The sequence below is a fragment of the Chroogloeocystis siderophila 5.2 s.c.1 genome, from assembly GCF_001904655.1.
In the GTDB taxonomy this organism is placed as follows: domain Bacteria; phylum Cyanobacteriota; class Cyanobacteriia; order Cyanobacteriales; family Chroococcidiopsidaceae; genus Chroogloeocystis; species Chroogloeocystis siderophila.
Window position 1 is genome coordinate 89,746 of record NZ_MRCC01000008.1, and the last position, 18,143, is coordinate 107,888.

At 42.7% G+C, this 18,143-nt stretch carries 26 protein-coding genes and 1 tRNA gene; 14 read left to right on the forward strand and 13 right to left on the reverse strand.

Annotated elements, in window-relative coordinates:
- Positions 1-2 precede the first annotated feature (2 nt).
- Positions 3-1,169: a Re/Si-specific NAD(P)(+) transhydrogenase subunit alpha gene (locus NIES1031_RS11220; RefSeq protein ID WP_073549478.1), complete on the reverse strand. Its 1,167-nt coding sequence runs from the start codon at positions 1,167-1,169 to the stop codon at positions 3-5.
- A gap of 618 nt (positions 1,170-1,787) precedes the next feature.
- On the opposite strand from NIES1031_RS11220, the gene NIES1031_RS11225 reads away from it, so the two are divergent.
- The 8 genes from NIES1031_RS11225 (at position 1,788) to NIES1031_RS11260 (ending at position 7,429) form a co-directional block, all read left to right on the forward strand.
- The gene (locus tag NIES1031_RS11225; protein ID WP_218596762.1) at positions 1,788-2,321 is read left to right on the forward strand and encodes a DUF2808 domain-containing protein; all 534 of its coding nucleotides are present in this window, start codon (positions 1,788-1,790) and stop codon (positions 2,319-2,321) included.
- A gap of 115 nt (positions 2,322-2,436) precedes the next feature.
- Complete coding sequence (gene rpmH, locus NIES1031_RS11230; protein WP_196797612.1) at positions 2,437-2,574, forward strand: 50S ribosomal protein L34; 138 nt, start codon at positions 2,437-2,439, stop codon at positions 2,572-2,574.
- A gap of 45 nt (positions 2,575-2,619) precedes the next feature.
- On the forward strand, positions 2,620-3,033 hold the full coding sequence (gene rnpA / locus NIES1031_RS11235; RefSeq protein ID WP_073549479.1) for a ribonuclease P protein component: 414 nt from the start codon (positions 2,620-2,622) through the stop codon (positions 3,031-3,033).
- Positions 3,020-3,397: a PH domain-containing protein gene (locus tag NIES1031_RS11240; RefSeq protein ID WP_015189366.1), complete on the forward strand. Its 378-nt coding sequence runs from the start codon at positions 3,020-3,022 to the stop codon at positions 3,395-3,397. The genes rnpA and NIES1031_RS11240 overlap by 14 nt, the downstream gene beginning before the upstream one ends.
- A gap of 165 nt (positions 3,398-3,562) precedes the next feature.
- A complete protein-coding gene (yidC, locus tag NIES1031_RS11245) occupies positions 3,563-4,708 on the forward strand; it encodes a membrane protein insertase YidC (RefSeq protein WP_073549480.1) in 1,146 nt (381 codons plus the stop codon).
- Positions 4,709-4,710: 2 nt separating this feature from the next.
- Entirely contained in the window at positions 4,711-5,217 is a 507-nt protein-coding gene (locus tag NIES1031_RS11250; protein WP_073549481.1) for a Jag family protein, read from the forward strand.
- Between the two features lie 147 nt (positions 5,218-5,364).
- The gene (locus NIES1031_RS11255; protein WP_073549482.1) at positions 5,365-5,865 is read left to right on the forward strand and encodes a YceD family protein; all 501 of its coding nucleotides are present in this window, start codon (positions 5,365-5,367) and stop codon (positions 5,863-5,865) included.
- 49 nt (positions 5,866-5,914) lie between these two features.
- Positions 5,915-7,429, forward strand: a complete 1,515-nt coding sequence (locus NIES1031_RS11260) for an AAA family ATPase (RefSeq protein WP_073549483.1) — start codon at positions 5,915-5,917, stop codon at positions 7,427-7,429.
- A gap of 18 nt (positions 7,430-7,447) precedes the next feature.
- Here NIES1031_RS11260 and NIES1031_RS11265 read toward each other — a convergent pair whose 3' ends face one another.
- From NIES1031_RS11265 to NIES1031_RS24900, 5 genes are read right to left on the reverse strand one after another with little or no spacing between them, the layout of a single operon-like run.
- Complete coding sequence (locus NIES1031_RS11265) at positions 7,448-8,152, reverse strand: hypothetical protein (RefSeq protein WP_073549484.1); 705 nt, start codon at positions 8,150-8,152, stop codon at positions 7,448-7,450.
- Positions 8,149-8,613: a hypothetical protein gene (locus tag NIES1031_RS11270; RefSeq protein WP_073549485.1), complete on the reverse strand. Its 465-nt coding sequence runs from the start codon at positions 8,611-8,613 to the stop codon at positions 8,149-8,151. Before NIES1031_RS11270 ends, NIES1031_RS11265 begins: the two co-directional genes overlap by 4 nt.
- Positions 8,606-8,974 carry a hypothetical protein gene (locus NIES1031_RS24890; protein ID WP_218596764.1) on the reverse strand — a complete coding sequence of 123 codons (369 nt, stop codon included), beginning with the start codon at positions 8,972-8,974 and terminating at the stop codon, positions 8,606-8,608. The genes NIES1031_RS11270 and NIES1031_RS24890 overlap by 8 nt, the downstream gene beginning before the upstream one ends.
- 57 nt (positions 8,975-9,031) lie before the next feature.
- Positions 9,032-9,775 (reverse strand): MotA/TolQ/ExbB proton channel family protein, encoded by a 744-nt coding sequence (locus NIES1031_RS24895; protein ID WP_218596785.1) that lies wholly within the window; start codon positions 9,773-9,775, stop codon positions 9,032-9,034.
- A gap of 24 nt (positions 9,776-9,799) precedes the next feature.
- Positions 9,800-10,060, reverse strand: a complete 261-nt coding sequence (locus NIES1031_RS24900) for a hypothetical protein (RefSeq protein ID WP_218596765.1) — start codon at positions 10,058-10,060, stop codon at positions 9,800-9,802.
- Positions 10,061-10,603: 543 nt separating this feature from the next.
- Here NIES1031_RS24900 and NIES1031_RS11280 point away from each other — a divergent pair.
- A tRNA-Pro gene (locus NIES1031_RS11280) sits at positions 10,604-10,677 on the forward strand.
- Between the two features lie 57 nt (positions 10,678-10,734).
- Here the strand turns inward: NIES1031_RS11280 and NIES1031_RS11285 are convergent.
- Positions 10,735-11,097 carry a sugar nucleotide-binding protein gene (locus tag NIES1031_RS11285; protein WP_073549486.1) on the reverse strand — a complete coding sequence of 121 codons (363 nt, stop codon included), beginning with the start codon at positions 11,095-11,097 and terminating at the stop codon, positions 10,735-10,737.
- 109 nt (positions 11,098-11,206) lie between these two features.
- Here NIES1031_RS11285 and NIES1031_RS24905 point away from each other — a divergent pair, with 109 nt between their 5' ends.
- Genes NIES1031_RS24905 through NIES1031_RS26360 form a run of 3 tightly spaced genes read left to right on the forward strand, consistent with a single transcriptional unit; the run spans position 11,207 to position 12,185 of the window.
- Positions 11,207-11,365, forward strand: a complete 159-nt coding sequence (locus NIES1031_RS24905; protein ID WP_218596766.1) for a hypothetical protein — start codon at positions 11,207-11,209, stop codon at positions 11,363-11,365.
- A gap of 30 nt (positions 11,366-11,395) precedes the next feature.
- On the forward strand, positions 11,396-11,641 hold the full coding sequence (locus tag NIES1031_RS24910) for a hypothetical protein (RefSeq protein ID WP_218596767.1): 246 nt from the start codon (positions 11,396-11,398) through the stop codon (positions 11,639-11,641).
- Between the two features lie 25 nt (positions 11,642-11,666).
- Positions 11,667-12,185 carry a transposase gene (locus NIES1031_RS26360; protein ID WP_407919496.1) on the forward strand — a complete coding sequence of 173 codons (519 nt, stop codon included), beginning with the start codon at positions 11,667-11,669 and terminating at the stop codon, positions 12,183-12,185.
- On the opposite strand, the gene NIES1031_RS24335 is transcribed toward NIES1031_RS26360, so the two are convergent.
- From NIES1031_RS24335 to NIES1031_RS23785, 3 genes are read right to left on the reverse strand one after another with little or no spacing between them, the layout of a single operon-like run.
- Positions 12,069-12,470: a transposase gene (locus NIES1031_RS24335; protein ID WP_330219964.1), complete on the reverse strand. Its 402-nt coding sequence runs from the start codon at positions 12,468-12,470 to the stop codon at positions 12,069-12,071. The genes NIES1031_RS26360 and NIES1031_RS24335 overlap by 117 nt on opposite strands.
- A 3-nt stretch (positions 12,471-12,473) precedes the next feature.
- Positions 12,474-12,755 (reverse strand): helix-turn-helix domain-containing protein, encoded by a 282-nt coding sequence (locus NIES1031_RS23780; protein WP_143167757.1) that lies wholly within the window; start codon positions 12,753-12,755, stop codon positions 12,474-12,476.
- 50 nt (positions 12,756-12,805) lie between these two features.
- A complete protein-coding gene (locus NIES1031_RS23785; protein ID WP_143167758.1) occupies positions 12,806-13,024 on the reverse strand; it encodes a helix-turn-helix domain-containing protein in 219 nt (72 codons plus the stop codon).
- A 512-nt stretch (positions 13,025-13,536) separates the two neighbouring features.
- On the opposite strand from NIES1031_RS23785, the gene NIES1031_RS11310 reads away from it, so the two are divergent.
- Together NIES1031_RS11310 and NIES1031_RS24920 are read left to right on the forward strand one after the other, a co-directional pair.
- The gene (locus NIES1031_RS11310) at positions 13,537-13,926 is read left to right on the forward strand and encodes a DoxX family protein (protein ID WP_178378111.1); all 390 of its coding nucleotides are present in this window, start codon (positions 13,537-13,539) and stop codon (positions 13,924-13,926) included.
- A complete protein-coding gene (locus NIES1031_RS24920; protein WP_218596768.1) occupies positions 13,919-14,209 on the forward strand; it encodes a DUF72 domain-containing protein in 291 nt (96 codons plus the stop codon). The genes NIES1031_RS11310 and NIES1031_RS24920 overlap by 8 nt, the downstream gene beginning before the upstream one ends.
- A 407-nt stretch (positions 14,210-14,616) precedes the next feature.
- On the opposite strand, the gene NIES1031_RS11320 is transcribed toward NIES1031_RS24920, so the two are convergent.
- The 3 genes from NIES1031_RS11320 to NIES1031_RS11330 form a co-directional block, all read right to left on the reverse strand.
- Entirely contained in the window at positions 14,617-15,567 is a 951-nt protein-coding gene (locus NIES1031_RS11320; protein WP_073549489.1) for a DMT family transporter, read from the reverse strand.
- Positions 15,568-16,133: 566 nt separating this feature from the next.
- Positions 16,134-16,913, reverse strand: coding sequence for an ABC transporter permease (locus NIES1031_RS11325; protein WP_073549490.1), 780 nt, complete (start codon positions 16,911-16,913; stop codon positions 16,134-16,136).
- Between the two features lie 11 nt (positions 16,914-16,924).
- Complete coding sequence (locus NIES1031_RS11330; protein WP_073549491.1) at positions 16,925-17,752, reverse strand: ABC transporter ATP-binding protein; 828 nt, start codon at positions 17,750-17,752, stop codon at positions 16,925-16,927.
- Positions 17,753-18,143: the final 391 nt, after the last annotated feature.

Here is an 18,143-nt window from a genome sequence, read left to right on the forward strand (position 1 = left end):
GCTTACCCCGCTGTAGCACTACTCAACGTTGCCAAAGCTTCTTTTACGCGTTGATTGCGAATTTCACCCGCGTGTGTGATACAAGCAGCACTGACAATATCGTCTGCAAAATTTATGTCTAAGTTGCCATCTTTGATCAGCAGTTGAACGAGCGAAGACAGGTTTTTAGAATACAGTTGACTAGCGTGAACGGGCATCGATGAAGGTAAATTGATAGGACCAATAATTGTCACGCCATTGCGTTGCACGTCTTTACCTGGTTCGGTGCAAGCACAGTTTCCACCTTGTTCAGCGGCAAGATCGACAATCACTGAACCTGGTTTCATGTTTACCACCATGTCTTCCGTCACGAGTAGCGGGGCTTTTTTGCCAGGAACTTGTGCGGTTGTAATCACAACGTCAGATTGCTTGATGTGTTCGGCGACAACTTCTTGCGTCCGCTGCTTAGCGGCTTCTGACACTTCTTTCGCGTATCCGCCATCGGCTACAGTATCTTCGTTAAGTTGTACTTCAACAAATTTCGCTCCTAAGCTTTGAACTTCTTCTTTAACGGCGGGGCGAATATCAAAAGCCTCTACCACAGCGCCCAAGCGTCTGGCGGTAGCGATCGCCTGTAACCCTGCAACTCCCGCACCCATGATAAATACTTTAGCTGGCGCGATTGTCCCTGCTGCTGTTGTCAGCATCGGAAAGTATTTTGGTAGTGCGGCGGCGGCAATTAATACGGCTTTGTATCCCGCAATCGATGCCTGTGATGATAATGCATCCATGCTTTGCGCTCTAGTTGTGCGTGGGATCATTTCCATACTCAGCGCGGTAATTTGTTTTTGTGCCAAACGCTGGGCGATCGCAGGTTCGCCTAACGGATTTAAGAAGCTAACTATAACTGCGCCTTCACGCAATAAATCTATTTCTAAGCGCCCATCTTCGCGCTCTTTAGGTATTCCTACTTTGAGGAGAATATCAGCTTCCTGCCACAAAGTATCTGTGTCGTTAATAATTTTTGCGCCTGCGGTTTCGTAGTCTGTATTTGTGAAAAAGGCGCTTTCGCCCGCACCTGCTTCTACCAATACTTCAATTCCTTGTTTAACTAATCGAGCGACAGTATCCGGTACTAAAGCAACACGACGTTCGCCAACTTCAATTTCTTTTGCAACTGCTAATCTCATGCAATCTCCTTCCTGACAATCTCGAAAATAAGCAACTCAAAATACGCCTTTTGCTAGCTCCCTCTCCAACCAAATGAAAACCTCCTCGTGATTGAATTAAGTGGTGTTTCCACTTTGCGACTACGTGGAGGCTTTATCGGTTTGGCAATTGCGATTTAATATTTTTCAAAACTTAACTTGTACTTAACTTTACACATCTTATTGCGATCCCCAAATTTTAAATTCTAATCTTTAGCTTCTTTTATAAATTGAGCCGCCAAAAGCCTTTTTTCTGTTACTTTTTGTAACTTTATTGCTTAGTAATCAAGAATATTCTTGAACAAATTGGGAGTCTTGATGAATTTAGCGTATTTGATCCGCATTTGTGTGGCAAAATGTTTCAACTTTTATAACGAAAATCACAAATATAGACACACTGGTATACATTTATCCATAAATGTCTGTGAATTCTGCAATAAGATAATTTCGACTTAGCGTGTTCTAGTGACTTTTCAGCCGAGACACGCGCACTAAAAAAAATCGCAAAGCATTGGCACTTTTTTCGACTACAGCACGTCTATCTTCATTGAGTCAGTAGTAAAGTTTAGTAAAAACACCTATTATTTAGGTATCATACCGATGGTAGCCACACAAGTATCTATGCGTCGTGCAATTTCTGCTTTAGCCGTTACTGGTTGTTTAATTGCTGGGTTTCCTGCTATTTCCCTTGCCCAGTCCTTGCCTGGTTTTACAATATTTAGCGGCGTCAGACGCGAGAACCAGTTGCCTTTTCGCCTAGATTTTGGTGGACAAGCTAATGGCTGGGATCGCTACCGTTTGCGTATTCCAGGAAATAAACTGAATCTTGCTGTTGCTCAGTTTACAGTTTCCTATCCCGAAAACTATCGCGGTAAGTTTGACACAGACCGAATTGAAGTCCGTGTTAGAGGAAAAAGTGTACCACTACAAGAAGTAAGATGGGATCAAGAAAACCGCGTTGTGGAAATCTTCCCAGTCGAACCTGTACCAGCTAATACGCGTACGGAAATTGTCTTTTCTAACGTCAGAAATCCTACCTTTGGTGGGATGTACTATTTCAACTGCCAGATTCAAACACCTGGAGATGTCCCGCTGCTACGCTATGTAGGCACGTGGATTTTGAGTATCACTTAAAAAAAATCAGGATTCCGAGATACGGAATTTACTGTATCTTCCTTGCAGCTAAAGTTACACTTTGGTGATATAATAAGAGATTGTGACTTTTTCATAGACAGCTAAGCTAGGAAGAATTATGAAGCGCACTTTAGAAGGTACTAACCGCAAACGAAAAAGAACCTCTGGTTTCCGCGCTCGGATGCGAACCCCAGATGGACAAAATGTCATAAAAGCCCGCAGAAGAAAAGGACGTCATCGGTTAACGGTTTAGCATTAGTCGCAAATCAGGCGTTGATACATTCGAGATCAACCACGCGTGGCTTTACACAAAGCAAATCGACTGCAAAGTCGGCACAATTTCCGAGCCGTGTTTCGGGAAGGAATCCGCCGTAATGGTTCGCACATAACGCTTAGAGCCTTACAGCGGAAAACTAAGCAGATGGTTAACACTGCTAGTGGAAATCTTCAGCAATCTGAGTTAATGGAAGTACCAACGCGTCTGGGTATTTCAGTAAGCACAAAAGTGAGTAAACGCGCTGTGGTTCGCAATCGGATCAAGCGTCAAATTCGAGCAGCTTTCCGCAGTTTATTACCGCGAATCGCGCCTGGATGGTTACTGGTGGTGATTGTACACCCGTCAGCGGTACAAGCTCAGTGCGATTACGGTCAATTTCTGCAAGAATTAGAGCAGTTGTTGACCGAAGCTGAGGTGATAGATGGGCATTCGTGAGGACGTATTTTTTGAAGGCGGACCGCATATTGGAGATCTTATTATTAATTTACTCATTGGATTAACGTTAATTGGTCTACCGCTAACAGTTGGAGCGATTGTCCGCGCCTTGTGGCTGCGCTATCGCATTACAAGTCGCCGCATTACGGTAACGGGAGGGTGGCAAGGACGAGATCGCACGGATGTAATTTATGCGGAAATAGTTAAAATTGTTAAAGTTCCTAGAGGTGTCGGCTTGTGGGGAGATATGGTACTCACGCTCAGAGACGGCAGCCGATTGGAATTACGCGCGGTTCCCAAGTTTCGCGAGATTTACGACTATATCAACGAGCAAGTCGCTGCCAAGAAAGTAGGTGCAGCATAGTCTGAAATCGATTAATCTAGGGCAGGCTTGATAAATTAAATAACAATATATCGGTATTAGACATCAGGAAAATTGCTCCTCTGTTCTCTAATTCCAACGCCTGACCCTTAGTTCGGATACATTAGACTCAGACATATTAGAGTAGTTCAGGTTGACTTAACGCCAATGGATTTTGGTATCGGGTTTCTTTCTAACAACGTAATGCTGCCGATCCTGGATTTCTTCTATGGGATCGTGCCAAGCTATGGATTAGCGATCGTGGCGTTAACACTCGTCATTCGCTTTGCACTCTACCCTCTCAGTGCTGGCTCGATTCGCAATATGCGGCGCACGCGAATCACGCAACCTTTAATGCAGAAGCGGGTAAAAGAAATTCAGGAGCGCCACAAAGACAATCCTGCCAAGTTGCAGGAAGAAATGAGCGCGGTGTACAAAGAATTTGGTAATCCGCTGTCTGGGTGCTTACCCGTGCTGCTGCAAATGCCAGTATTATTTGCTTTGTTCGCCACGCTACGCGGTTCGCCGTTTTCGGATGTCAACTATACTGTCAACCTGCAAATCCTGCCTCAGGAACAAATCGAACGGATTCAACCAAAAGCCTTTGCGACTTCACCGCAAAACATCTACATTGCAGATGGCGAACATTATCGCATTAGCGCGATTCTTCCTAGCGGTAACAATTTAGCAGTCGGCGAAAAAACAAAGATCGAATTTCAAACTGTAGAAGGCAAGCCACTGCAAGAGTTGGTTGCTCAACATCCAGAATCGAGTATTACACCCCACTGGAAGATCACAAAAGGTCAAGAGCGGGTACAAATCGACGAAGCAGGCAATATTACAGCATTGCAACCAGGCGATGCGACAATTCAAGGGACAATTCCAGGAATTGCTTCTGAGAAGGGCTTTCTGTTTATTGATGCTTTGGGGAGAGTAGGCGCTTTTGATGCTGATGGCACAATTCACTGGGATATTGTGGCGATGGTGATTGGCTTTGGTTTAAGCTTGTACCTCAACCAAGTGCTTTCCGGTCAAGGTGCCTCAGGTAATCCACAACAGGATACAGTCAATAAAATCACTCCGGTCATTTTTTCGGGGATGTTTTTGTTTTTCCCGTTACCTGCGGGAGTCTTGATGTATATGCTCATTGCGAACATCTTCCAAACGTTGCAGACTTTTATTGTTTCCCGCGAACCTCTGCCAGAAAACCTGCAAAAAATTGTAGCGGCATCCGAAACAAAAGAATCAGAAGCCAAAGGGCGTGAATCACTTCCTTTTGAGCCAGGACGTTCTAAGAAAAAAGCTTCAGGGTAGGTATGACAGAGGATACGCGTATGCAGCGGGGTCAAATATGGCTAGAAACGCTGCTTCAGCTGATGGGTGTGTCGCCGAGTGTGGAGGCACACTTAGAAGTTTATCAAGTCGAAGGTGCAGAAGAGCCAGATAGCTACTGGCTAACGATTGATGCTACACAACTCACTCCTGAACAAATAGAAATTCTGATTGGTTCAGAAGGCAGTGTACTTGATGCAATTCAATACTTAGCAAACGCAACGCTGAACTTAAATCAATCGCCAGCCGACCAAGCGTCATACACCGTTGAGTTAGATGGTTATCGCGTACGTCGTCAAGCAGAAGTGCAAGCGATCGCCCAAGCAGCTGCTGAACAAGTTCGCGCTTCGGGGCAAGAAGTCGAAATCAAATCGCTCTCATCAGCAGAGCGCCGTCAAGTTCATACGTTCTTGAAAACTTTTCCAGATTTAGAAACCTTTAGTAAAGGTAAGGAGCCACACCGACATTTAGTAGTGCGCCAGCTGCAATAGGAACAGCATACCAAGCATGGGCGCAATTGCGCCCATTTGAATCGTAAGTTCCGATCTCCGACCGCTACAACAACAGCTAGACTGTTATTTGAGTACTAACGCTGTGGTGGAAATACTATTTGTTTGAAGGGGTGGCGCAAAATTATGATGGAAGCCATTTATGTTCCGCAGCTACTGAAAGCGCCAAAGAAAACTGAGACAATCCAAGTTCAGGAGTTCTTGCAAGACTTAGAAACACTGACACCTGTTCGTGGTTGGTTAAAAGTAAAGCATTGCGGCAATTATTTAGAAGTGTCTGCCGCTGCTGAAACCATCATCACGCTAACGTGCCATCGCTGCCTGCAACAATACAATCATCGTTTGGTTGTCGATACTTTAGAGATTATCTGGTTAGACGAAGCTGCTGAACAAACAGATACACTTTTAGTCGAGCGAGAAATCGCGATGGAAGACTTGGTAGAAACATTGCCACCGCGCGGTTTTTTCGAGCCTAGTCAGTGGCTTTACGAGCAGTTATGTCTAGAACTGCCGCAAAGGCAATTATGCGACGTCAAATGCTCAGGAATTCAACCAGAAAATAATGATGCGGCAACGGTACTTATTGACAAACGCTGGGCTTCGCTGCAAGCTCTAAAGAAAGACCTTTAACATTAAAATGCCCACGAGTCTTCATTAGCCTCTAGCCCCCATCACTGCCATGAGCTTCCACGATGAGTTTGAATTGCTACTGCGCGCCCGCTACTCTTTGATTTATATTCCCACCTTTGAAGAAGAACGCGTAGAACTAGCAGTTCGGGAAGTAGCACAGCGTCAAGGCAATCGGGCAATTTATATTTGGGACTTTGTCGATGGATACACCGCGAATCCTAATGATGCAGGTTTTGGTCGTCGTAACCCGCTACAAGCGCTGGAGTTAGTTGAAAAACTGCCGGTATCAGCACCAGCGGTATTTATTTTGCGCGACTTTCATCGCTTTTTAGAAGACGTGTCGGTTTGCCGGAAGTTGCGTAATTTAGCAAAGCTGTTGAAGTCGCAACCTAAAAATATCGTTATTCTTTCGCCAAAAGTGGCAATTCCTGAAGATTTAAGCGAAGTTTTAACCGTTTTAGAGTTTCCGCTACCCACAGCACCAGAAATTAAAGTAGAAATCGAACGGTTGTTCGCAGCCACAGGACAGTCACTGACAGGAAAAGTGCTTGATGAATTAGTTCGTTCGTGTCAAGGGCTATCGATGGAGCGCATCCGGCGCGTTTTGGCAAGAGCAATCGCCACGCATGGGCAAATTCAGCCGGAAGATGTCGAACTTGTGTTGCAAGAAAAGCGACAAACGATTCGGCAAACCCAAATTCTCGACTTTTACCCTGCTACGGAAAAGATTTCGGATATTGGGGGATTAGATAATCTGAAAGATTGGTTATTGCGGAGGGGTGGGGCATTTACCGAACGCGCGCGAACTTATGGTTTACCGCACCCACGCGGCTTGTTGTTAGTGGGAATTCAGGGAACAGGAAAGTCACTCACTGCCAAAGCGATCGCGCATCACTGGCATTTACCTCTACTACGGTTAGACGTCGGACGTTTGTTTGGTGGCTTAGTTGGCGAGTCTGAGTCGCGTACGCGACAAATGATTCAAGTTGCGGAAGCTTTGTCGCCTTGCATTTTGTGGATTGATGAGATTGATAAAGCGTTTGCGGGTATTGGTGGGAAAGGCGACGCTGGTACGACAAGTCGCGTATTTGGTACATTCATCACCTGGCTTGCGGAAAAAACATCGCCAGTGTTTGTTGTCGCTACCGCTAATGATATTCAATCGCTGCCACCCGAAATGCTGCGTAAAGGACGTTTTGATGAAATCTTCTTTGTGGGTTTACCAACTCAAGAAGAACGCAAAGCAATTTTTACCGTTCATTTATCGCGACTGCGCCCTCACAATATTAAAAATTACGACATCGAACGCTTAGCTTACGAAACACCTGACTTTTCCGGCGCAGAAATTGAGCAAACGCTGATCGAAGCAATGCATATTGGTTTTAGTCAAAACCGCGACTTTACCACCGACGATATTTTAGAAGCTGCTAGCCAAATTATTCCGCTAGCACGAACTGCGCAAGAGCAAATTGAGTTTCTCCAAGAATGGGCTGCGGCGGGTAAAGCGCGCTTAGCATCAAAACACAGCACTTTGAGTAGCCGTATTCAGCGGCAGTTGCAATGAATTATTGCTACATAATGTTTACTGCACGCTAACGGCTCGTCCTTGTGAACTAAACTCAATGGGTACATCCTGCTGCATCGGTTCCCAACCGACATCAAAACCTTTTTGCCAGGCAATCTCGCGAGCGCGACGAAACGCTACAAAGCTATCAGGTCGTACAATAAATGCTAAGTAATCAGTTTGCGGATTGAATGTTTTGAGAAGGCTGTGAAATTCTGAACTAACTTGCATCAATTCTTGAGTAGATTCACCACTGTCGCTTCTTAAGGGTTCATAGATTAACCCTATTGAAGAATTTAGGTTGATACGTATTTCGTAGTGTGCAGTTTGTATTCTAAAATTTTTGACTTGACTAATTTTGTTGTTAATACAATTGTGATACTCTTGTCGTTGCTGTTGATAATATTGATAGCTGTAAACATCTAGATTTATTGGTAATTCTGGTTCATCACACGAAGGTAGCGAGTTACTAAAATTTGTAAACTCACGGTTAACTGTAGTGCTATCGAGAGGGATAACTTTGTTGCCTCGCACCTCAAAAAACTGCGGAACTTTATCCGAATCAGAGACTACAGGAGTGCGAACAATAGTAGCAGATTGTACAGCTACCACACTGACAAATAAACCCACAAACATCAACACGCCAACAGTGTTAGTCAGAATATCTAAAAAAGAATCTAAATTTTGTGTGGGAATCGACTGTTTGTAAAATCGTCTTCTCATTTTATCCTCTTTGTCGCAGCATCTTGAACTTTGAGTTGCCAACCTTCGTCGATTGGCTCAAACCCGATATCGATATTTTGCCGCTCAACAAGAGTGCGTACTTCCTGAAAGACATCGATACCATCAGGACGAATCGCCACAATTAAATACTCTTTATCTCTGTTGAAACTGACTTCTGCTAATAAGCTTTGCAATGCCGAATTAGAACGATTGATGTCTTCTCGATTAACAAAAGTCTGCTCAGGGTAAATAACAATACCATCACTGCGACACTCTATATATCGCGGTGTTTTAGCTTGATTTTGCCCATTTTCTCGCGCAACGATTGTGACTTGACGTTGGTTAGTCGAAATTTGTGCAGTGACAACAACAATAAGTAAAATCAAACTACCGATGACACAAACTAAAACAGAAAGAAACGGAAAGAGTTCGACTTCAATTGATCGGCGAGAGCTACGCATGAAAATCTAAACTCCTGTCATCGCGTTCTACTAAAGTGATGCGACGAGGGCGATTTAATTGCTCTAGAATTGGGGTTAATTGAGTTAAACTTTCTCTAACACCTACTAAAACGTGTTCTAGCTGCGCGGTTTGCTCTAGCGAATGTACTGTTTGCTCTAAATTTTGCTGGAGTTTAGCTATTTCTGAGACTTGAGATGCACATTGTTCTAAAGTAGCAATTCGTGTATCAAGCGCTTTTGCTGCTTGCTCCAAACGAAGACCAAGTTGATCAGCTTGTTGAGTTAAATTGTTAGCTACTGTTAAATTACTCGCTTTGACTTCAGCTAATAGCTGTGAATTTATATCTTGAAATTCGGTCACTAAATTTGTAATAGCTGTATAACTGACCTGACGTTGTTGCTCAACAAAAGCTAGGAATTATTGTCGATCTTGTAAGGCAAATTGACTAACTTCGCTCATTTTTTCAATTAATTGCGCACTCACACCTTGAACTTTACCAATTTCAAGAAGAAACCCTTTTGCTAATGCCATTGCTGCTTGTTTAGCATAAGTATGTGCTGTTTGAACTAAAGCTTCTGGGCTAGGAAAACTTTCTTGAAGTGCATTTTTAACTGTTTTATAAATAGCATCTTCATCTAAGCTAGCAAAAGGATCTCGGAGTCTTGATAGTACTTTATCGTTTATATAAATATCAATTGCCAACAGTAGCCGCGACTCAAACCTTTCAGCAAAAACTAAAGGAATCATGATCAAAACGCTCAAACAAAGAGCAAGCAAGGTAGTGTCAAAGCCAATAGCAAGTCCATTAGTTACAGTTCCAATTCCCTGCTTAATCTGTTCAATGTCGGCTGCATCTGACAAAAATCCAGAAAAACCACTAACAGCGTTACTGATACCTATAACTGTGCCAATAAATCCTAAGACAGGAATAGCCCACACTAGAATTCGTGGAACCGAATAAGATGCTTCTAAGGCAGTTGTGTAAAAAGTTGAATCATCTAAAGCAAACTCGGTGGTGGTTTTACGATTTCCTGAATATAAATAGGCTGCTAATACCCGACTGCAACGAGTAGCAATTAAGCTTTTTGTATAAGCTAAACTTTGCTGTAATTTGGCTAATTGTGGTGCTTTTGGGTCTTCTAAAGAAATATTCTGTGGAATGTAATCTTGATTAAGTGCTAGAAACTATTTTTGTAGCTTAATAATTTTTAGCGTTGTGAATGCTGCAACTATACATGCTAGAAAAATATCAAATTGCTGAGTAATTCCTCTATTGTAAAGGAGATTTCCTAGATAAGAATTACGTACAGGAAGCAACAAAATATAAATTAAAATTGTAATAGTGAAAGCAGCTGCTATAGCGATAGGTAATTGTACATTTAACTCTTGTCGATCTGTACCACGAGATTTCGATAAAACTTTAGTATTGAATAAGGTTTTTGCCATTCTAATTTCTAAAAAATCTTGTTACACAAAGTATTGGTTTGATGATGTTTAAGAAAAAATATGTTTTTAAATTTAATATTTAAAAATGTTAGAAAAACGAATGGATAACAATAAAAAAAGTGTAATCTCCTTTGAAATGCTCAAATTGTTGTTAAAGACATTAAAGATAGTTTTATAATATTAAGCGCTAAAAATCATCAAAGTACTCCGCAATTTCACCTACTTTTAACGAGTTCTACACTTCATCTTCCGTGTATGTATCTAGACTTGATTTAGTAAAGACTTATGCAACGCCGATAGCAGCAATAGTAAATATGTACTAATTGACTATAAAATTTAAATATAATAGACGATATGCTGGTAAAACTGACTAACCAACTAATTCATTATTGGTTTGTAGAGAGTGATTACACTCAATACTTTGCTTTTTGTTTGTTTCGTACCCATTTCGTACCTAATTCATACCCAAAATACAAAAATTCAGTGGGCGAACGAGTATGTTAGAATGCTTTAAGTTCAATAATGATTGCTCAAAAGTAGTAACGGGATGTAGCGCAGCTTGGTAGCGCACTTCGTTCGGGACGAAGGGGCCGCTGGTTCGAATCCAGTCATCCCGATTTAAGTACACTAGTCCAATTGTTCGATTTCGTCAAAGTAACGCGCGATCGCACTTTCTAGCGGCGGTAGTAACACACCGCGATCGCTACCGAGAACGCTGTAACTGGGACGCAAAGCGGTAAAATGCAGTTCTTGCAGGGGGGACGGGCAATAATACAATCAACATTTAGCCCTGCTTTTTTGGCAACGAGCCACGCTAATTCAGCCCAGGCGATCACGCCTCGGTTTGCTAAATGCCACAGCCCACTTTCACCGTCAATCAATAAGTCAAGACTGGTGTTGACAAGATCCGGTACGTATGTAGGTGAAATGACAACATCCTCAGCAGCGACGAACATTTGTCCTTGACGCAACTGACGCAACGCGAGAGTCACGAAGTTGTAATCATCCCAAGGTCCAAAGAAAGCACTCGTACGCACGATCAGCGCAGAACTGGAGTTTAGACTAAATGGTGAGGAAAAGCGGTCAAATATGTAAAAGTAACCGCTTTTTAGTCAATGCTGAGATTTAGAAAAAAACAGCTTGACTATGACATTTGATAAGCTGAAACAATTCCGTACAGAAGTGTACACCTTCTTGGGTAACGGCAAAGATGCAATATTTGACTTGATGGATGCAGTGCTAGTGACACGTAGTGTTGACTCGTTTGTGGAGTTGTCAACATCAGCAGTGTTTCGGCGGCAGTAGTCGAGTATCTATGAAGCTATAGAAGATGGCTTGCCACCACGCTTTGAATTGATGCAGTTGTACATCGCACAGCTACCACAATCAAGACAACTAGTATTAGCAGGAGATCATACGGCTTGGTCAAGACCAGATGCAGTGACACTAAAAGACCGTACCTACGAACATCAAGTTCAACCGATGTCAGGTACAAAACCAGTAACAGTGGGGCAAGGTTATAGCACTTCGGGCTTGGATTCCAGAAGAACCGGGGAGTTGGGCATTACCTTTATTACATGAACGCATCACCAGTTTTGACAATCCAATTACCAAAGCTGCTGCTCAACTAAAACTTGTATGCCCAAATTTGCCACAACGGGCAATATCATTGTGGGATGCAGAATACGGATGTGCCTCGTGTGTGAAGCAAACTGCGAATGTTGCTGCCGATAAACTCATGCGCTTGCGCTCTAACCGTGTGCTTTATGGTGTACCAAAAGCTTACACAGGTCTTGGTCGCCCTTGTGTTCACGGGGATAAATTTAAGCTTAACGACCCGACAACATGGAAGACACCTGACCAAAGAATGCAAGTCAACCATCCAAAGTGGGGAGGTCTGTGCTTACGTTTGTGGTCTGCGCTTCACTTTCAACAGTCTGCCAAGCACTCAATGTCTGTGATTCAAGTTGAGCGTATAGATGTTGCTAAACAGAAAAATCCCAAACCTTTATGGCTGGTCTGGGTGGGAGAGCAAAACAAGAGTCTTTGTTCTATCTGGCATCAGTTTCAACTCTGGACAGTAAGGCGGTTGAAACAACAAAATCACATTCTCTGGCACCACTAAATCTTTGCCCTTGTGAAATCGACCGTTATCGATTTGAAGAATGTTGAAACTATCTGCATAAGCTTTGGAAAACTCGTCGAGAAACCGTTGATAACACTCGGTATCAGCATGGGAAAATTGCACAAAGAAGGACTCTCCCGTTACTGGTTCAACGGCACCGTAGAGCCAAAATGCTTTGAACAACCACTGCCACTGCCCAATCGGTTTGATGCCACAGGCAGTAATTAATCGTCCGATGAGGGTATGAAGTCCAAAGCGGCTCTCATCCTGAGCAAAATAGCAAATCGGTCACTCCTCTTGGTGGACTTGGCGAACGTACTGGCTCAACACAGCGAGGTCTTCTGCAAGGTTTTTTTTGAATGCCTCTCGCTGCTGGCTGTCTTGCTGGCAATTCTGAGGACGAGCCACTTTCAGCTTTGCCTTGAGTCGATAGCGCGTCATTTGGTACACTGCATGATACTCCGCCTCGACCCCCATCGCCTCTGCCAACCACTGCTGCACTGTGCTCCGTAGCTTTGAAACCCATGTGCGGGGTTTTGTAACCGCTTTGCCAAAGCATCTTCTGCCCACTGCGGAATGACTCGCACTCCTCCAGGGGATTTCTTAATCTCCAACATCGCCTATACTCCCCCTGCCCGGTACATTGATAACCAGCTTTGCAGTGTGTTGCGATGTTTACCGAGCGCTTGGGCAATCGTACTGATACTCGGTGCCTTCTCCTGTTTCAACCAGTAAAGGACTTGCAATCGTTCCTTGTCCGTCTTTGTTTGAGCTTGACGCAACTGGTGCGCCATATTTTCCCAGCTTTCTTTCACTTCAATTGAGGTTGCACCAGCCATCAGCACAGGAGACTAAACAACTCCTCTCAGATTACTACATCTGCCTCGTCCTCTATTTAAATTGGTATCACTTTTTGCTCTGGTTGTTCGACATGACCTAAATGGACTCTACTGTCGAGCTATTTTCGCTTGCTTTAGTCTAAACTCCAGATCCAAGTCTCAAACAACTGCTTCCAGGCGTAGAAAATTTAGCCCTTGATCAAAGAGTGATGGGTGTTTTTAAAATTGTTGATTTTGAACAAAATCGATATTTAGCAATAGTCATGGATGACGAACGAGCCATAACAATGTTTGGTAATATTGCCGCTAGTTAGGTAATTTTTCCACTATCGAAAAACACTTGTCGTCTGATTCTCAAAGGACACATTCGCTATCCCAGAAATAGCTTTCGGTCATGGATGCGCTATGTTTTGCCTTGGGGAGATTTATTAATGATGCGCCAGTAGTTTTTGCGGTTAAAAAGTTTAGCTGAATGTCAAGCTAGTTTTAACTGGAAAGTGCAGATTTAGAACATGAAAAAGTACAAACCAGTCTTCTGCATCTTACTTGCGATCGCAATGATAATAGTTGGTGCTTTGCACTTTACTCACTCAAACGGATTTGAGAAGATTGTGCCAGAATACCTTCCGCATTCCTTAGCACTAGTTTACATTAGCAGATTTTTGGAAGTTTTAGCGGGAGTAGGATTATTCATTCTTGGTGTCAGCCGTTTTGCTGCATGGCTTCTGGTTGTACTTTATATTGCTGTTTTTCCAGCTAATCTCTATCAAGCAGTTAATAACATCGAAGTTGCAGCGCTACCGCACGATCCGCCACTGATTTGGTTGCGATTTCCTTTTCAAGTTTTCTTAGTCGCTTGGGCTTGGTGGTTGACAACAGAGAGTGTTCAGATCGATGATTAAGCTACAAACTGGTACTAGTGGTTGGGTTGACAAACATTGGATAGGTATCTTCTATCCACCAGATTGCAACAGCAACCAGCAATTGTCATTTTATGCCCAACGTTTTATAACTAAAGACCCAGATGAGCCGCTATCTCGCTTGATGGAGCGTGCATCGGGATTGCAAGAAAAGCTAGGTCTTATTTTATTTCAATTTCCCCAGACTTGGCACATTAATATTGAACGTCTTCAGCCTTTTTTGGAATTACTGCAAACCTACCCACAACAACAATTTACAGTCTAATTCCGTCATTCAAGTTGGCTAATTCCACAAGTTTACAAACTACTGGAAAGTGCAGGCGTCGCACTTTGCCAACTGTTCCGCTTGATGTCTGTTTGACTACCTCTTGGACTTGTATCCGCATACACAGTGAGCACTCAAGCATTGATTTGAGCGATTGGGAGCTGACTTTATGGGCTGAGCGCATCCATTCCTTCTGCACACAGGATTTGACGTGTATGTATACTTCAACAACGATCCTGATGGTCATGCACTTCGTGATGCTTAGCGATTGCACATTTTACTAAAATCTGACTGAAATCAAAGTATTATTTGTCTGAAAAATTCCAATTTTTTGTCAAAAATTATAATTCAAGAGAGTTGAACCAGGTGCAAAGTTATCTTATATATTGTGCTTGTTGTGTTACGTACTAACTGCTATTTTTTGTTTTGCGTGCATCTTGACTGAGTAATCCTACCCCAAGTGTTACCAAAGCTACTCCTAAAATTTGCCTACCTTGTAAAGCTTCCTGAATAATCAACCAAGCTAAGATTGCGGTAGAAGTAGGATTACTAATTGCCACAATGGAGGCGATCACAGCATTGGCTAAATGGATGCCAAAATTGTACAACAGTTGTCCAGCGAGTGTGAGTAAAGCGGCAATTAAACTTACAATTCCCAGAATTGACCAAACATCAGCTACCTCGATATTGACGAATAACAAACTGAGGCTAGAAAACACTAAAATAACTGTACAACTGACAACGGTAAAAGGCACAGGATGAATTGCTCGAAAACAAATTTGTGCCAGAATCCCTTGAATAGCATAAGCGACTCCGGCTCCTAAGGCTGCGCTAATACCAATTAAAGTATCGCTATCGGTTGTTGTGGTGAAACTCGGCACAACAAGAAAACTACCAGTGAAGACAATAACTAGCACTCCCCAACGCAACCACGTTGGGCGATCGCCAAAAATTCGCCAAGCGAGGATAACTGTAATTGCTGGGTGAATAAAAAATAAAACGGTAGCAACCCCAGCAGGTATCTTGGCAATGGCAATGAATAGAAGTGCGAGGGATAAAAATAAAGAAAAACTACTAATAAAAGCTTTAATAAATAGAGGGCGGCTTTGAGGTTGGAGCAACTGTTTTAAGTTTATCCATGTCGTGTCGTGAAGCTTGGGTGCTAGCAAAACTATCAACGGTAGCATAAAGACTGCGCGCAACTGCAATAGCAACAATGAGTTAGCGAGACTAGGAATAACAAATCCACCAAAGGGCAGTATCCCAAAAATGAAACTGTTGACGAAAACCACCCGCAGCAGAACGTTTTGAGCAGCGAGGCAAAGCGAACTGAGAAACACGAGCGTAAAGCCAAGCATGAATAAGAGGGGTCAGGGTTTTGTCACGAACCAATTCAGATGTAGATAAATTAGGGATTAATACTAGTTCCCTGAAAAAGAGCTACAAATAATTTCTCCTCTGCACCTCTGCGTACGCCAGTTGCTTCAACAGAGGATACCTTCACATGCAACCGACCTCCCGCACTGCACTACTGGCTCCTATGCTGCCCATATGCATCAACTTTTAAGCGAAACGAACGGTATAAGAGGTCAGGGGTTGGGGTGTTGAAATCAATCACTCCGGATGCAGCGAAATCCGTCTTGGGGAGATCAGAAGTTGATTTAAAGAAATTGTAATAATGGTAAAATAAGATACAGAAATTAGAAAAAATTTAGATAAAGCCGCAAAGTATTAACGGTGTGAAGAGGAGGTTTTTCATGAATCGCTTGCTACATCAGTTTGTCAAACATCGCAATACTAGGAGCAGTTGAGTTTCAACATCAGTCCGAAGGACACCTTCATCCGAATTATCGCCACATGACTTGGTTTCGTCCTTCAGAGATGAATAATGGTTCCACGCACAGATAACTGAAGCTACCGGCACTCAACGCGCCCAGTAGATTGCATACTTTTCCAAGATGACAAAAAAGCCGTAGAGGAGGATTCCTAAAATAGAGAGCGCCAAAAGTCCGGCAAAAGCTAGTGGTACATCAAAATTGGAACTAGCTGCAACGATGAGATAACCCATTCCACCATTCGATGCAACCGACTCAGCAATCACGGAACCAACAAATGCAAAAGATGCGGCAACTTTCAGCGATGCAAATAGATATGGTAGAGTGTGGGGCCATCCAACTTTTTGGAAAACTTCAAGCTGGGATGCGCCAAGCGATCGCAGCACGTCTTTCATCTCTGGCTCAACGGTATCTAATCCTAAAGCAACGTTAACGGCGATTGGGAAGAAGGCTAATAAGAAGGCCGTCAGTGTTGCCGGAATTTCGTTTGCACCAAACCAAACTGCAAGGAGGGGAACGAGCGCGACTTTCGGGATCGTGTTAAAACCTACCAATATCGGATAAAGCGTTAGGTAAGCAATGCGCGAGTAACCGATCAAAAATCCCAAAAAGACGCCAGTTGCGATCGCCAAAAGAAATCCAATCGTTGTTGTCACTAATGTTCGCCAAGCATTTGTCCAAAGTTGCGAACTATATGTAATAGCAGCTTGATAGATACTACTAGGTGAAGGTAAATTAAACTGCGGAATTTGAAAAATACGAACTCCAAATTCCCAAACAATCAACAACAAAATAGTTGCCAAAAATGGTAATAGAAAACTAGCTACCTTCGAGTAAAAGATCTGATTCAATTTAAATTGTTTGCTCATATTGCGTTTACCTAACTTCGACGAATGTGCCTGCGAATATCAGAAAATAGATGATTAAAATCATCGGTTAAACACATTTCCAAAGTGCGCGGTCTAGGTAAGTCAATTTTTAATTGATAAATAATTGAACTAGGGCGTGGACTCATGACGTAAACTGTATCTGATAGAAACACAGCTTCACGCAGATCGTGAGTAATCAGAATGCCAACACACTTAACTCGCATCCATAGATTTTGCAACATCACCCACATTTCCTCGCGAGTAAAGGCATCTAATGCCCCGAAAGGTTCATCTAATAAAAGAATTTCTGGTTGATGAATCAAGGCACGACACAATGAGGCACGCTGGCGCATTCCTCCAGAGAGTTGCCAGGGCAGTTGTTGTTGAAAGTCTTGCAAGCCAACGGTTGCTAAAAGTTCCTGCGCCATACGTTTGTATTCTGGCAGTCGTTGTTTATACTCGCGCTTGTATGGTTGAACAACTTCTAAAGGTAGTAAAACATTTTTTAATGTATTTCGCCAAGGTAATAACACTGGATTTTGAAAGGCAATCCCCACATTTTTGAGAGGTTTAGTAATCTTTTTTCCTTGCAGTCTTATTTCTCCAATCGCAGTAGGGTTTAAGCCAGAAACCATTTTCAGGATTGATGTTTTACCACAACCACTAGGTCCAACTATAGAAACAAACTCACCTTCGTTAATTGATAAAGAAACATCTTCAATAATTCGTTTGGGTTTATTATCAACAATGTATTCGAGACCAACGCGGTCAAATTCTAGGAGTATCAGACTTGCGGTATTAGTTGCAGTTGTCTCTGCAAAATGTTTGGCAGGCAGCATAAGCTTATAATACTAATAGGATTTTTGCTGAATTTCTATGATTTCAAAACCAAAATTTTCAACTTATGTCTGTTGGTATACAGCATAAACATTAAATACCAATTTAGACTGGAACTTCGTATATATAACTACAGTCTTTTAATATGCAATAGAATATGGCATCCGAGTTTGTATGTCTTTGGGGCAAATGCAGCAAGCGCGGTACATTTGAGAACAAACAGATACGCACTTGATACCTCAGTTAAGGGTTGCAAGTTTTCTACAGCGATCGCAACTAAACATCTATAGCAATTGAAGTGGTGCTGAGGACATAATAGAAGATTCGTTCTATTGCCTTATCAAGTTTGCGTTCTAACGCGAACCACTACCCTCGCTTCTAATCCTGACCCCT